The following is a 12,947-nucleotide window of genomic DNA, read 5'->3' as shown; positions in this document are numbered from 1 at the left end:
TAGCTAAATTAACTTTCATTTATATTTTTAGAAAAAATTTTTCTTACCAAAATCACGCTTAAAAAACTAACTAGCATTATAAAAACCATATAAATAAACATATATTCTTTATATAAAAAATTCACAATCAAAGGAGTAATAAAACCCAAAATAGCATAAGAAATATTATACGCAAAAGACAATCCACTAGATCTAAATGCAGCATCAAATATTTGAGTCATGAAAATTGGAGCAAAACAAATAATTCCTTGTGCAAAACAAGCTAACAAATAAAAATACAAAAATTTTTCATCATAAGATGCAAATAAAATTCCAAAAATTCCAAAAAATAAACTAAAAATGATACAAATTTTAAAAGCACCGAAAATATCACTTAAAAATCCTTGCACCAAAGCCCCTAAAATCACTGCTATAATGGCAAAATTTTGATAATACAAAGCAGTAGTTTTGCTAACTCCTAATAAACTTTCAAAATATTGAGGTAATATCATCAAAGTAGCAACACCACTAGTTAAAACTACGGTTTGCAAAGCACACACAAACATACTTAATTTATGAGTTTTTAAAGCTTCTTTTAAAGGAAAATTTAAAATAGAATTTTTAGTTTTAAGAATTTTAAATTGCGGGGTTTCATTAAGCTTTGTTCTTAAAAACAAGCTTAAAATTCCAAAAAATCCACCTATGATAAAAGGAATTCTCCAAGCAAAATTTTCCACTTCTTCTTTCGTAAAATACTCATAAACAGCTAAAGTAGCTAAATTTCCAAGTAATAACCCTAAAGTCAAAGTAGCTGAAATAAACCCTAAAGCTAAACCTATTCTTTTTTTGCTTACAAATTCACTAACAAAAACCCAAGCTCCACTTACTTCAGCTCCAATTGCCAATCCTTGAGTGATTCTTATAGCAAAAAGTGCAAAAGTTGCAAACAACCCTATACTTTCATAATCTGGTAAAATTGCTAAAATGAAACTTGGAACAACCATCAAAAGCATGCTAATATAAAAGACATTTTTACGCCCTTTAGTATCTGCAAAATGAGCCATTATAATGGCTCCAAAAGGCCTTGCTAAATACCCCGCACCAAATGCTATATAGGTATTTATCAAAGGCCAAAAATCATCATTTTGAGGAAAAAAAATCTTTGCAAAAACACTTGCAAAAAAGACAAAAAGCACAAAGTCATAAAATTCTAAAATACCTCCTAAAGAAGCATATATAGTATTTTTTAGTGCTTTATTCATAAACTATTTTTCCCTCTTCAATCACAACATCATCGGCTTTAATATCATCACTAAAAAATGGTTTTAAAGTTTCATCATAAGCTTTATGAAAAAATTGTTCTTTTCCTAATTTAACTATAAGCTCATTAAGAAAATTTAACATTTCTTTATCACCTTTTTTTACAGCAGGTGCGATAACATCGTGATTACCAAGTTCTTTAATTACCACTTCAAAATCAGGATTTTCTTTAGCCCATGCAAAAAGTAACGCATTATCATGGCTTAAAGCATCTCCTCTTTTGCCTAACAATGCTGCAAAAGTTTCAGTGTTTTGATCAAATTTGATAGTTTTAATTTCTGGCATATTTTTTGTAAAATATGCATCTGCAGTTGTTCCTTTGTTTAAAATTAAAGTTTTATCTTTTAAATCTTCAACACTTTTAATAGTAGAATCTTTTGGAGCTACAACACCCAAAGCTACTTTCATATAAGGCAATGCAAAATCAACCACTTCAGCTCTTTCTGGAGTTTTAGTGAAATTTGCCAAAATAATATCCACTTTATTAGATTGTAAAAATTCAACCCTATTTGCCGCCTCTACCAAAACAAATTGAACTTTATTTTCATCACCCAAAAGCTCTTTTGCAATGCGTTTTGCAAAATACACATCATAGCCCTGATTTGCACCTTGTGCATCAAGATAGCCAAATGGAGGCTTATCCCCAAAAACACCTATACGAACAACACCTTGTTGTTTAATTCTTTCTATAGAATTTTCATTTGCTTTATCATTTGAGCAAGCACTAAAAAAAAGAGCCATTAAAAATGATATAAAAAGAATTTTCTTCATTATTTCTCCTTTATAAGATTTGAAGCATTTATATTTTAACGATGAAAATTAAATAAATTTAAAAATTTTTTTGCACGATCTGTTTTTGGGTTTTGAAAAAATTCATCAGGCTTTGAAATTTCAACAATTTTTCCATCGTCCATAAAAACTATCCTATCGGCAACTGCTTTTGCAAAACCCATTTCATGTGTTACGATAAGCATTGTCATGCCATCTTTTGCTAAATTTAAAATCACATCTAAAACTTCACGCACTATTTCAGGATCAAGCGCAGCTGTAACTTCATCAAAAAGCATAATATCAGGATTCATACAAAGACTTCTCACTATGGCTATGCGTTGTTTTTGCCCGCCACTTAATTCTTTAGGATAAGCTTTTAATTTATGCAAAAGCCCTACTCTTTCAAGCCAATATTTTGCTTCTTTCAACACCTCTTCTTTATTTCTTTTTTGAACTTTCAAAGGTCCTAAAAGTATATTTTGTTCTACATTTAAATGATCAAAAAGCTCATAAGATTGAAAAACCATACCTATTTTTTGGCGAATTTGAGTCCATTTTTTATAATTTTTATCAATTTTTTCATCTTCTACATAAATAATCCCATCTGCCATTTCTTCTAAACCATTTATACATCTTAAAAGTGTAGATTTTCCACAACCACTTGGTCCAAGTATAACTACAACTTCTTTTTGCTTTATTTCTAAATTTATATCTTTTAAAACATGATGGTTGCCATAATATTTTTGTAAATTTTGTATTTTTAATATCACAACTTAACTCCACTTTTTTTCTAAAAATTTTGAATATATCGACAAAGGATAACAAAGTATAAAATAAATCATTAAAATTAATCCATAAATTATAAAAGCAGAATATGAATTTTTAAACAGACTCAATTCTATTATTTGCTGACCCACTTTGATAAGCTCAACTCCGCCTATTAAATAAATCACAGAAGTACTTTTAATGATTCTAGTAAATAAATTAATACTCATAGGCAAAAGCCTTCTCAAAGATAAAGGAATGATGATAAAAAAATAAACCTGTAATTTATTAAATCCTAAAGAAAAGCCTGATTCATATTGATGTTTAGGTATGCTAACTAATGAAGATCTCACTAAATCCATCATCTCAAAAATACCCCAAATACTAAATACTATAACACTTGATGTTAAAGCATCCAAATGCCATCCAAGCCACTTAGCTAGCCCAAAATGCACCATAAAAAGCCAAACAAGCAAAGGCATAATACGCACAAATTCAAGCATAAAACGACAAAAACTATAAATGATTTTATTTTTAGAATTCATTAATATTCCAAAAAATATCCCGCCAACAAGTGAAATCAAAACACTAATAAAAGAAAGTTCTAAAGTAACTTTTAATCCTTCAAATAATCTTGTTAAAGTATCTTGATTTAAAATTTCAAACATAGTTTAACCTTTTTTCTATGCGATTAAGTATTAAAGACAAAGGTAAAATCAAAATCAAATAACAAACCACAAGCGCAAATAAAGCTTCATTACTTTTATAATAAAGACCTATAAGATCTTTAGCAACATAAACTAAATCTGCTAAAGCTATGATGCTTACAACCGAAGTTTCTTTTAGCAAAAAAATGATATTTGCACTAATACTTGGCATAGAAATACCCAAAGCTTGAGGTAAAATAACATAGCGAAAATTTTGCCATCTATTTAATCCTAAAGAAAGACCTGATTCATATTGTTGTTTTTTAATAGCTTCAATACCTGCTCTTAAGCTCTCTGCCATATAAGATCCACCAAGGAAACTAAGCCCTATAATAGCGCAAGCAAACGAACCAAGATGAATTCCAAATTCAGGTAAAGCATAATATAAAAAGAAAAGTTGTATAAGCAATGGTGTATTTCTTGAAAATTCTATATAAATTTTGCAAATTTTATTTATCAACTTAAATTTAAAAAAGGATACTACTACGCAAAACAAACCCACTAAAAATGCAAAAAATACACCATAAACTGCAAGTTTTAAAGTCAGCCAAGTAGCTTGCAGAAACATCGGGCCAAATTGGATTAAAAAACCAAAATCCATAAAACCATCCCATTTTTTTAGTGTTATTGTAACAAATAAGACTTAAAAAGACTTAATTAAATTTTGCATTTTTTCTTTATTTAAAATCATAATCTTTCCCTTATTAGTACAAATTAAAGAATTTTGCTTAAATTCTTTTAAAAATCTCGACAAAGATTCAGGAGGAATACTAAGCATTATAGCAATTTCTTTTTGTTTTAAAGTTTGTAGTCTTTCTTCATTTTCAATTAAAAATTGAACTAATCTTGATTTTAAATCAAGTGATTTTTGTCTAATAAAATTTTCCAAAATTCTAATCTTGCCAAATAAAGACGATAAAAGTAAAAAACTAATTTCTCCATTTTCTATACATAATTTTTTAAAATGTTCAAAATCAATTACACAAATTTCACAATCTTCTTCACATATAGCATTTGCAGGATAATTGATACCTTCAAAAACAGGCATTTCAGCTATAAAACTAACAGGAATCAAAATATGTAAAGTCAGCTCAAATCCTTTAGAATTTACTCTATAAAGTCTCACTTTACCACTGAATAAAATTAAAATATTTTTAGGTTTTTCTCCTTGAAAAAATAAAATATTATCTTTTTTAAATTTTTTTCTTTGTCCTAAAGATGCCAAAATCTCAAAATGTTTATCCATAATCTATCTTTCATTTATCCTAAAGCTTGTTTAGCTTGTAAAAGAATATCCTCATCTAAAGCATAATCAAAATACTTAAACTGATTTCCATGTTGTATAGTCCCATCAAGTAAATCTCCACTTAATCTATTTTTTAAATCTAGTTGAGCTATTTCAAATCCATCTAAAGTTTTAGAAAATTCAAGCAAACGCTTTGGAATTTCTTTTTGTTTTGTATATAAATAACAAAAACTCTCAAGCCCTACCCTACCTACTCTACCTCTTAATTGATGTAAAGTAGCAAGTCCTAGTCTTTCAGCAGCTACTATTACAATCACACTAAGCCTTGGTAAAGAAATTCCTACTTCAACCACGGTTGTTGAGAGCAAAATATTTCCTTTTTCTTTAAATTCTTGCAAAATTTGATCTTTATTTTTATCTTTACCATGAGTAATATAAACATTTTTATATTTACCAAACCAATAATCTTTTGCCTCTTCTAAAGATAAATACTCCATAGTTTGACTTTCGCGTACTAAAGGATAAATGATGATTATTTGATGATTTTTGGAAATTTCTTGATTAATTTTTTCAAGTAAAAATCTAAAATCTTTATCTTGTATGCAAAATGTTTTAATATCCTTTTTAAACGGCATTTGTTTAATAAAACTAAAATTGACCAACTCACTTTGTATCATAGATAAAGTTCTTGGGATAGGTGTGGCAGAAAATTGTATGATATGTGGGATTAAATCAGATTTTTGATTTAATGTAGCAATTTTTTGTCTTTGATTAGACCCAAAACGATGTTGCTCATCTATCATTACCAAAACTGCATCAAATTCTTCTTGGTAAATTAAAGCATGAGTACCTATGATAAGATGAGCTTGTTTTTTTAGCTCATCTAAGTCTTTATCTTTTTTTCCACCTTTTAATAAAATTATATTCATAAATTTAGGCAGAAGTCTTTTTGCTTCATGATAAATTTGCTCAGCTAAAATACTTGTTGGAGCCATTAGTATGGATTTTTTAGGATAAACAAGCAAACTAGATGCAAGCAAAACTAAAGTTTTACCACACCCAACATCTCCCATTACAACGCGTCTTTTAGCTTCATCACTTTGTAAATCTTGTTTAATATCTTCTATAGCACGAAGTTGATCTTTTGTAGGAGTAAATTCTAAATTTTCAAGCCATTTTTTTATATCAAAAAGTTCTATTTTATAAGCTTTTTGAGTGATTTTTTTCCCTCTTAAACGCTTAAGATGATTAAAAATTTCTATATATTTTAAATCTTTTAAAATGGTATGTAAATTTTCAAACATTAATATGGATTTTTGATCATAAGTGTGTAAATTTAAAAGAAGATTAATGTATTTTTGTTCTAAATTTAATGCTTTAAGATTGTTTTCATTGACATATTTTTGAATGATATTTTTTATCATTTCATCTTTTATAGAATGAATTTGATATCTTGGAAAGATTTCATTAGTATTTTTGATAATCTTAGGATTAACAAACTGCCATATATCATTAAAATTACTTACTTTTGCATAAATAGATATTTGATTAGAAATTTTAAAGGTATGAAAATGCCATTTTTTAGGATTAAACACGATGATGTTTGCTTTGATATTCCATTCTAAACACTCACATTGAATAAAAAGCCGTAAAGAATGAAATTTAGTATTTAAAACCTTTATATTTTGAGCACAGTATCCTTCTTTTGGAAATTTACTCACACGATAATCATCTATTTTTTTAGGTAAAACCAAAGCAAGATCAATGCAATTTTTTACCCCAAGCGATTGAAGTATTTTTAAATCTTTTTCTTCAACCTTCATTTTCTATACTTGCAAAACTAAGTCTTGCAATCTCACTATGTTTATCAATAAACAAATTTAAATCTTTTAAATTTGCATTTTTAATTTTTTGTATATCTTCTTTTAAATTTCCTATTTTTAAACCATGTAAATATTCATTTAACATGATTTCAAGTCTTTTACTTAAATTTTCATAACGCAAAGGCATAAAGCCGATTAAAAATCTTTTAGCAAGTTCAAATTCTTTTTCATTGACACCTTGATTTATAAAATTATCAAAAATTTCTTTGACTATATTTTTTGCTGTTTTTGCGCTTTCATTTTTAGTCTGTAAGTATCCAAAAACTCTACTATAATTTAAATTTACATCAAGCATGGCATATGCTGAATATGCCAAACCTCTTTTAACACGAATTTCCTCCATTAATCTTGATCCAAATCCACCTTGGCCTAGCACAAACAAAGCAATTTTTGCTAAATACATATCTTGACTATTTATACTAATGTCAAAAAGAGAACAAAAGTAAATATAAGCTTGCTCAGTGCTTTTAAATTCTACAACATCTACTATATCTTTATTTAAAATAAATTTTTTATTAAGATTTTCTTTATTATGCTTAAAATAAAAACAAAGTTTTTTTGTCTTTTCTAAAACTTCATCTTCTTTTATATCACCACCAAAAACAAAGGTTAGATTACTCAAATTAAAATTATCATTCATAAAATTTTTTAATTCTTCTATGGAAATTTTTTCTATACTTTCTTTGCTTCCATCAAGTCCTGTTTGAAAAATTTCATCTTTAAAGACATTTTTATTTAAAAGTCTTTTAGCTTGGTAATCATAATCACTATTTAAGCTTATAAGTTCCCCAATAGCTAAAGTTTTTAATCTTTGTAAAATTTTTTCTTCAAAACGAATATTGTTTAACAATTCTTCCAATTTCTCTATGGCAAAATCAAAATGCTCTTTTAAGCATTTTATACTAATTTGAAAATGTTCAAAACTAGCTTTAGCATATAATTCTACGGCCTTTTGTTCTAAATTTTTAAAAAAATTATCATCACTACCTTCATTTAAAATTCTAGCTAGCATACTCGCTGTGCCTGCATTATGCTTTTCTGCTATTTTCCCACTATTTTTAAAAATCATTTTAAAAAACACTACAGGCAATTCATTTTCATACTCATAAACAATATCAATTTTTTTACCATTAATATCTAAATTTAACATCAAAACCTTTCTAAAATATTATAAGCTGTATCGCGTTTTGCTGGAATTTCTCCAATATCTTTTATAAGCTCTATCATCTGCTCTTGATTCATTCTATATTTTGCACCAGCTGCGGCTACAACATTTTCTTCCATCATTGTTGAACCTAAATCATTAGCCCCAAATTGCAATGCTAGTTGCCCTATTAATGATCCTTGAGTCACCCAAGAACTTTGCAAATTTTTAAAATTATCTAAATACAATCTTGCCAAGGCTAATAATCTCAAATATTTATTAGAACTTTGCTTGATAATTTCAGGATGTTTTTGGATTAAAGGTGTATTTTGACTTTGAAATGACCATAAAATAAAAGCTCGAAAGCCATTTGTTTTATCTTGTAAATTTCTCAAATGATCAAAATGTTCTATTAACTCCTCATCCGTTTCTACTGTGCCAAACATCATAGTAGCAGTGCTTTTCATGTCTATATTATGTGCACTTTCATGCACCTTAAGCCAAGTAGCGCTATCGCATTTATGAGGTGCTATAATATCCCTTACTCTATCGCTTAAAACTTCAGCTCCTGCTCCAGGTATAGAAAAAAGTCCGCTAGCTTGAAGTCTTTTTAACACTTCTTCTATGGAAATTTTAGACACTTTAGCTATATAAGCTATTTCTACAGCAGAAAACCCATGTACTGTTATAGTTGGATAATTAGTTTTTATATAAGAAAGTAAATCTTCATACCATTGAATCTTTAACTTAGGATGCACTCCACCTTGAAATAAAATTTGAGTGCCGCCAATTGCTTGTAATTCTTCTATTTTTTGACCAATTTCTTCATATTTTAAAATATAAGAATCATCATCTTTTTCTTTTCTACAAAATGCACAAAAATCACAATCTATACAACAAATATTTGTATAATTTATATTTCTATCTACAACAAAAGTTGTAATTTTTTCAGGATGAATTTCTAGTTTTTTCTTGTAAGCTAATTCTCCAAGCTCATACAGTGGAGCTTCTTTTAATAATCTTAAGGCTTGTTTTTTATCTAATCTACTCATCTTTTACCTTTTTTTATTAAAACTTTAATTATATCATTTAAATGTAAAATAATTTTAAAAACGATATAATTAAGGCTTTTAATTATAAAATTTTAGGATGATTATGACTTATCGTTCTTTATTAAAAAACAATAAAACCTTTTGTCTTTTAGCCATAATACAATTTATCAGTTATTTTGGAGCTTGGTTTTCCCAAGTAGGAATTTTTACTCTTTTAACAAAAGAGCTTAATGCTCCTGCAGATATTATTAGTTTTTCTACTATTTTTGTCTTTTTACCTTCAATTATACTTGCACCAATTAATGGGATCATTGTAGATAAATTTAAACCAAAAAAATTACTTATGAGTATGATCACTATAGAAATGTTTTCTATTTTTATGTTAATTTTTATAAATTCTCTAGCTATGCTTTGGTTTTTATATCTTTTAACCTTTGTCCGTATGGCGGTTGCTAGTATGTATTTTCAAACAGAAATGTCTGTTTTGCCAAAAATTTTAACCCCACAAGAATTAAAACTAGGTAATGAGTTGCATAGTATTATATGGGCTGTTTCTTATGCTTTAGGGATGGCTGCTGCTGGAATATTTATAGATTTTTTTGGTGTAAAATTAGCCTTTATAGCAGATACTTTAATGCTATTTTGTGCTATGCTCATTTTAAAAACCATCATTTTACCAAATAAAAAAAATACCACACAAAACAATGTTTTTATCCTTTTTAAAGAAGGCTTGGTATATGTTTTTAATAATAAAAAAATCATACATTTAATTTTACTCCATGGTATTGTTGGCATAACTGCTTATGATGTTTTAATCACTCTTTTGGCTGAATATCAATACGCAAATATTATATCTATACCATTAGCTATAGGCTTATCTAATGCCATAAGAGCATTATCGTTGCTTATTGGTCCTTATATTTTAAGTCCTTATATTAATAAAAACACTTTAACTTATTTATATTTTGCACAAGGCTTGGGTATAATACTTTGGTCTTGTTTGCAATTTAACTTTTATCTTGCCTTTATTGGACTTATAGCAGCAGGATTTTGCACTTCATCTTTATGGAGTTACACCTATACACTTTTGCAAAACGAATGCGATAAAAAGTATTATGGTAGAGTTATAGCTTATAATGATATGGTGTTTTTAACCTTTAGTGCTATTATAGTTTTTTCTACTGGATATTTATTTGAATTTTATCAGATACAATTAAGTCATTTTACTTTTGCTTTGGGGGTATGCTTTATCTTTGCAACAATTTATTGGTGGTGGTTTAATAAAAAATTTAATTAATCCACCCTATTGTAATAAATTCCACCAGCACTAAAATTTTTTTCAAAATATGCAGTTTCAGGAACCAAATCAGACTTTCCGGGATAAATTCTACCCTCTTTATTTAAAATTCTATGAAAACGCTCCATAAGTTTGATTTTAAAATCTTGGTCAAAATAAATCATCATATTTCTTGAAAATATAAGATCAAATTTTCCAAGTCTAAATAAAGCATCATCAAAAACATTACAAAGCTCAAAACGACATCTACAAGCAAGAGTTTCTTTCTTTAAATGATACATACCATTTTTTACATCAAAAAAACGCTTTTTTTGATTAAGATTTAATCTAGATACAGAACGCTCTGAATAAACCATTTCATTACAACGATCTATCATTTTTTTATTAATATCTATACCAATGATATTCATACCTTTAATGAAATTTTCACTTGCCAAAATCGCCAAAGAATAAACTTCCTCACCACTAGAACATGGAGCACAAAGAATATTTACAGGTCTATCAAGAGATTTTATATAAAAAATAACATCTTTTAATTGTTCTAACTCTCTAAAAAAATAAGTCTCACAAACTGTGATAAAATCCATTGTTTCTTGTTTTAAATTTCTATTAAAACTCACTTTTTCATTTAATTCACTTAAACTATTTATTCCTAATTCTTTTAAAAATTTAGGAAGTTTAATGAGTAAAATATCGCGTTTTGCGGTAAGATTATTTCCACTAATTTGCTCTACAATTTTAATAAAATCATTTAATTCGTTTTCGGTTATTTTTATCATCATTTTTCCTGTGAATTTGCAAAATATGTGATTTCTTTTTTCAATTCAACCAAACTCATCGGCTTTAAAAATGGATTCATTTCCTTAGCTTTTTTAGGCATACCATACACAACAGAATCTGCCTCATTTTCACACAAGCATTTGACTCCTACTTTATAAAGTTCAAATAAAGACTTAGCTCCATCATCCCCCATACCTGTTAAAATCATAGCTAAGATTTTGTTATACCTATGAAGTTTAAGTGCTGAATTAAACAACACATCAATACCAGGATTAAAACTACTTGGTTCATCTGTAGAATTTAAAACCAAAGTGTTGTTTCCATTTAAAACCATATTTCTTTGACAGATGTAAATTCTATTGTTTTTAACTACATCTTTATCACAAGCTACAACAACTTCACTTACAGCTTCTTTGTTAAACTGATTAACAAAAGAAGGTATAAAAGATGGATTCATATGCTGAGCTATAACCACACTACAATCTTTTAAATCAACATCATTAAGTAAAAACTTAAGCTGACTTGGACCACCTGTTGAAGAACCAATTAGTATTAATTTCATGTTTACCCCAGTATTTAACAAGTTAATTATATCAAAAGATATTTAAAACGATAGTTAAATTATAAGAAAGAAAGGAAAATTTTAATTAAATATGATAAAATTAATACTTAAAAAATTTAAAAAAGTGAATTAATGATAAAAGAAAAAATTTACATCGCAAGTGATCATGCTGGTTTTGAACTGAAAGAAAAAATTATTTCATTTTTGAAAGAAAAAAAAATTGACTTTGAAGATCTTGGCCCTTGTGATAATAATCGTTGTGATTATCCTGATTATGCACATTTACTAAGCTCAAAAATTAATGAAAAAGCCTTTGGTATTTTAGTATGTGGATCTGGCATAGGTATGAGTATAGCTGCTAATAGGCATAAAAATATACGCTGTGCTTTATGCAATGAGCCTTTAAGCGCAGAACTATCAAGAAAACATAATGATGCAAATATCTTAGCCTTAGGAGCTAGACTAATAGGCGAAGATATGGCTTTTAAAATTATTAATATTTTTATCTCTACTTCTTTTGAAGGTGGTAGACATTGTGAAAGAATTAACAAAATAGAGGATAATCTATGATATTAAGTTGGCTTATTTTAACTGTGTTAATTTGTATTAGTATTTATATGACTATTATGTTGTTGTATTATAAAACCTTACTAGATAAAGAAAAAATAGCAAAAGAATACATCAAAAAAAATCTTGATGATACTGAAATAGTTATACGAAAATTACAAGTTCAACTCCAAAGAAGCTTAGGAAATATAGATATATTAACAGAAGAACTTAACAAAAGTAAAGCTGATCTTACTTCACTAAGAACAAGAAACTCGCAATATCGTATCGAAAACGAAAAATTAAGACAAAGAATTAAAGAATTAGAAGCAAAAATCGAGGCATTATTATGATAAATGGACAAGATAAAAAATATTTACTAGATAGTATAAGAGCTATTAAAGATTTTCCTAAAGAAGGAATTATTTTTAGAGATATTACAACTTTATTAAACAATAAAAAAGCTTTTTCATTTTTAATGAATCATCTAGAACAAAGATATAAAGATAAAAATATTGACTATATAGCTGGTATTGAAAGTCGTGGTTTTATTTTTGGAGCCGCTTTAAGTGCTAAGTTAAATTTGCCCTTTGTGCCTATTAGAAAACCTGGAAAATTACCTTCAAAATGTTTACAAGAATCTTATTCTTTAGAATATGGGCAAGATACTATCGAAATTCATATAGATGCTTTTAATAATACTCAAAACGCTAAAGTATTGTTGATAGATGATTTAATAGCTACAGGTGGGACAGCCATAGCAGCAGCTAAGCTTATACAAAAATTAAAAGCAAATTGTTTTGAAGCTTGTTTTTTACTAAATTTAAAAGATCTTCAAGGTAACGAGGAATTATCAAAATTTACTTCAGTTTATAGTGTATTAGAGGTGTAAATT

General features: G+C 27.5%; 15 protein-coding genes. 4 read left to right on the top strand and 11 right to left on the bottom strand.

Annotated features, from left to right (window positions below; all coding sequences use genetic code 11):
- Positions 1–8: 8 nt before the first annotated feature.
- The 9 genes from FPD38_RS06665 to FPD38_RS06625 are packed head-to-tail and all read right to left on the bottom strand — an operon-like array spanning position 9 to position 8,867.
- Complete coding sequence (locus FPD38_RS06665) at positions 9–1,241, bottom strand: MFS transporter (protein ID WP_147555943.1); 1,233 nt, start codon at positions 1,239–1,241, stop codon at positions 9–11.
- Positions 1,234–2,070: a cysteine ABC transporter substrate-binding protein gene (locus FPD38_RS06660; protein ID WP_147555942.1), complete on the bottom strand. Its 837-nt coding sequence runs from the start codon at positions 2,068–2,070 to the stop codon at positions 1,234–1,236. Before FPD38_RS06660 ends, FPD38_RS06665 begins: the two co-directional genes overlap by 8 nt.
- Before the next feature lie 35 nt (positions 2,071–2,105).
- Positions 2,106–2,840, bottom strand: coding sequence for an amino acid ABC transporter ATP-binding protein (locus FPD38_RS06655; RefSeq protein WP_147555941.1), 735 nt, complete (start codon positions 2,838–2,840; stop codon positions 2,106–2,108).
- Between the two features lie 3 nt (positions 2,841–2,843).
- A complete protein-coding gene (locus FPD38_RS06650) occupies positions 2,844–3,503 on the bottom strand; it encodes an amino acid ABC transporter permease (protein ID WP_147555940.1) in 660 nt (219 codons plus the stop codon).
- The gene (locus FPD38_RS06645) at positions 3,496–4,143 is read right to left on the bottom strand and encodes an amino acid ABC transporter permease (RefSeq protein ID WP_147555939.1); all 648 of its coding nucleotides are present in this window, start codon (positions 4,141–4,143) and stop codon (positions 3,496–3,498) included. The genes FPD38_RS06650 and FPD38_RS06645 overlap by 8 nt, the downstream gene beginning before the upstream one ends.
- 42 nt (positions 4,144–4,185) lie before the next feature.
- A complete protein-coding gene (locus tag FPD38_RS06640) occupies positions 4,186–4,788 on the bottom strand; it encodes a Crp/Fnr family transcriptional regulator (protein ID WP_147555938.1) in 603 nt (200 codons plus the stop codon).
- A gap of 14 nt (positions 4,789–4,802) precedes the next feature.
- Positions 4,803–6,611, bottom strand: coding sequence for an ATP-dependent DNA helicase RecG (gene recG / locus FPD38_RS06635; protein WP_147555937.1), 1,809 nt, complete (start codon positions 6,609–6,611; stop codon positions 4,803–4,805).
- Complete coding sequence (locus tag FPD38_RS06630; RefSeq protein WP_147555936.1) at positions 6,601–7,821, bottom strand: M16 family metallopeptidase; 1,221 nt, start codon at positions 7,819–7,821, stop codon at positions 6,601–6,603. Before FPD38_RS06630 ends, recG begins: the two co-directional genes overlap by 11 nt.
- Positions 7,821–8,867 (bottom strand): dehypoxanthine futalosine cyclase, encoded by a 1,047-nt coding sequence (locus FPD38_RS06625; protein ID WP_147555935.1) that lies wholly within the window; start codon positions 8,865–8,867, stop codon positions 7,821–7,823. Before FPD38_RS06625 ends, FPD38_RS06630 begins: the two co-directional genes overlap by 1 nt.
- Before the next feature lie 103 nt (positions 8,868–8,970).
- Between FPD38_RS06625 and FPD38_RS06620 the strand changes: the two genes are divergently transcribed.
- Positions 8,971–10,164, top strand: coding sequence for an MFS transporter (locus tag FPD38_RS06620; protein ID WP_147555934.1), 1,194 nt, complete (start codon positions 8,971–8,973; stop codon positions 10,162–10,164).
- On the opposite strand, the gene FPD38_RS06615 is transcribed toward FPD38_RS06620, so the two are convergent.
- Both FPD38_RS06615 and FPD38_RS06610 read right to left on the bottom strand, forming a co-directional pair.
- On the bottom strand, positions 10,161–10,946 hold the full coding sequence (locus FPD38_RS06615; RefSeq protein WP_187153114.1) for a CheR family methyltransferase: 786 nt from the start codon (positions 10,944–10,946) through the stop codon (positions 10,161–10,163). The genes FPD38_RS06620 and FPD38_RS06615 overlap by 4 nt on opposite strands.
- Positions 10,943–11,506, bottom strand: a complete 564-nt coding sequence (locus FPD38_RS06610; protein ID WP_039665449.1) for an MCP protein-glutamate methylesterase — start codon at positions 11,504–11,506, stop codon at positions 10,943–10,945. The genes FPD38_RS06615 and FPD38_RS06610 overlap by 4 nt, the downstream gene beginning before the upstream one ends.
- Positions 11,507–11,638: 132 nt before the next feature.
- Here FPD38_RS06610 and rpiB point away from each other — a divergent pair, with 132 nt between their 5' ends.
- From rpiB to apt, 3 genes are read left to right on the top strand one after another with little or no spacing between them, the layout of a single operon-like run.
- The gene (rpiB, locus tag FPD38_RS06605; protein ID WP_147555932.1) at positions 11,639–12,076 is read left to right on the top strand and encodes a ribose 5-phosphate isomerase B; all 438 of its coding nucleotides are present in this window, start codon (positions 11,639–11,641) and stop codon (positions 12,074–12,076) included.
- Complete coding sequence (locus FPD38_RS06600) at positions 12,073–12,405, top strand: hypothetical protein (protein ID WP_147555931.1); 333 nt, start codon at positions 12,073–12,075, stop codon at positions 12,403–12,405. The genes rpiB and FPD38_RS06600 overlap by 4 nt, the downstream gene beginning before the upstream one ends.
- The gene (gene apt / locus FPD38_RS06595; RefSeq protein WP_147555930.1) at positions 12,402–12,944 is read left to right on the top strand and encodes an adenine phosphoribosyltransferase; all 543 of its coding nucleotides are present in this window, start codon (positions 12,402–12,404) and stop codon (positions 12,942–12,944) included. Before FPD38_RS06600 ends, apt begins: the two co-directional genes overlap by 4 nt.
- Positions 12,945–12,947 lie beyond the last annotated feature (3 nt).

Source organism: Campylobacter volucris (assembly GCF_008011665.1).
In the GTDB taxonomy this organism is placed as follows: domain Bacteria; phylum Campylobacterota; class Campylobacteria; order Campylobacterales; family Campylobacteraceae; genus Campylobacter_D; species Campylobacter_D volucris_A.
This window is presented reverse-complemented; position numbering and strand designations above follow the sequence as displayed.

Coding starts and splice junctions, on each gene's coding strand:
- FPD38_RS06665 (WP_147555943.1), bottom strand. CDS start 1,241: ATGAATAAAGCACTAAAAAATACTATATATGCTTCTTTAGGAGGTATT.
- FPD38_RS06660 (WP_147555942.1), bottom strand. CDS start 2,070: ATGAAGAAAATTCTTTTTATATCATTTTTAATGGCTCTTTTTTTTAGT.
- FPD38_RS06650 (WP_147555940.1), bottom strand. CDS start 3,503: ATGTTTGAAATTTTAAATCAAGATACTTTAACAAGATTATTTGAAGGA.
- FPD38_RS06645 (WP_147555939.1), bottom strand. CDS start 4,143: ATGGATTTTGGTTTTTTAATCCAATTTGGCCCGATGTTTCTGCAAGCT.
- FPD38_RS06640 (WP_147555938.1), bottom strand. CDS start 4,788: ATGGATAAACATTTTGAGATTTTGGCATCTTTAGGACAAAGAAAAAAA.
- recG (WP_147555937.1), bottom strand. CDS start 6,611: ATGAAGGTTGAAGAAAAAGATTTAAAAATACTTCAATCGCTTGGGGTA.
- FPD38_RS06630 (WP_147555936.1), bottom strand. CDS start 7,821: ATGTTAAATTTAGATATTAATGGTAAAAAAATTGATATTGTTTATGAG.
- FPD38_RS06625 (WP_147555935.1), bottom strand. CDS start 8,867: ATGAGTAGATTAGATAAAAAACAAGCCTTAAGATTATTAAAAGAAGCT.
- FPD38_RS06620 (WP_147555934.1), top strand. CDS start 8,971: ATGACTTATCGTTCTTTATTAAAAAACAATAAAACCTTTTGTCTTTTA.
- FPD38_RS06615 (WP_187153114.1), bottom strand. CDS start 10,946: ATGATGATAAAAATAACCGAAAACGAATTAAATGATTTTATTAAAATT.
- FPD38_RS06610 (WP_039665449.1), bottom strand. CDS start 11,506: ATGAAATTAATACTAATTGGTTCTTCAACAGGTGGTCCAAGTCAGCTT.
- rpiB (WP_147555932.1), top strand. CDS start 11,639: ATGATAAAAGAAAAAATTTACATCGCAAGTGATCATGCTGGTTTTGAA.
- FPD38_RS06600 (WP_147555931.1), top strand. CDS start 12,073: ATGATATTAAGTTGGCTTATTTTAACTGTGTTAATTTGTATTAGTATT.
- apt (WP_147555930.1), top strand. CDS start 12,402: ATGATAAATGGACAAGATAAAAAATATTTACTAGATAGTATAAGAGCT.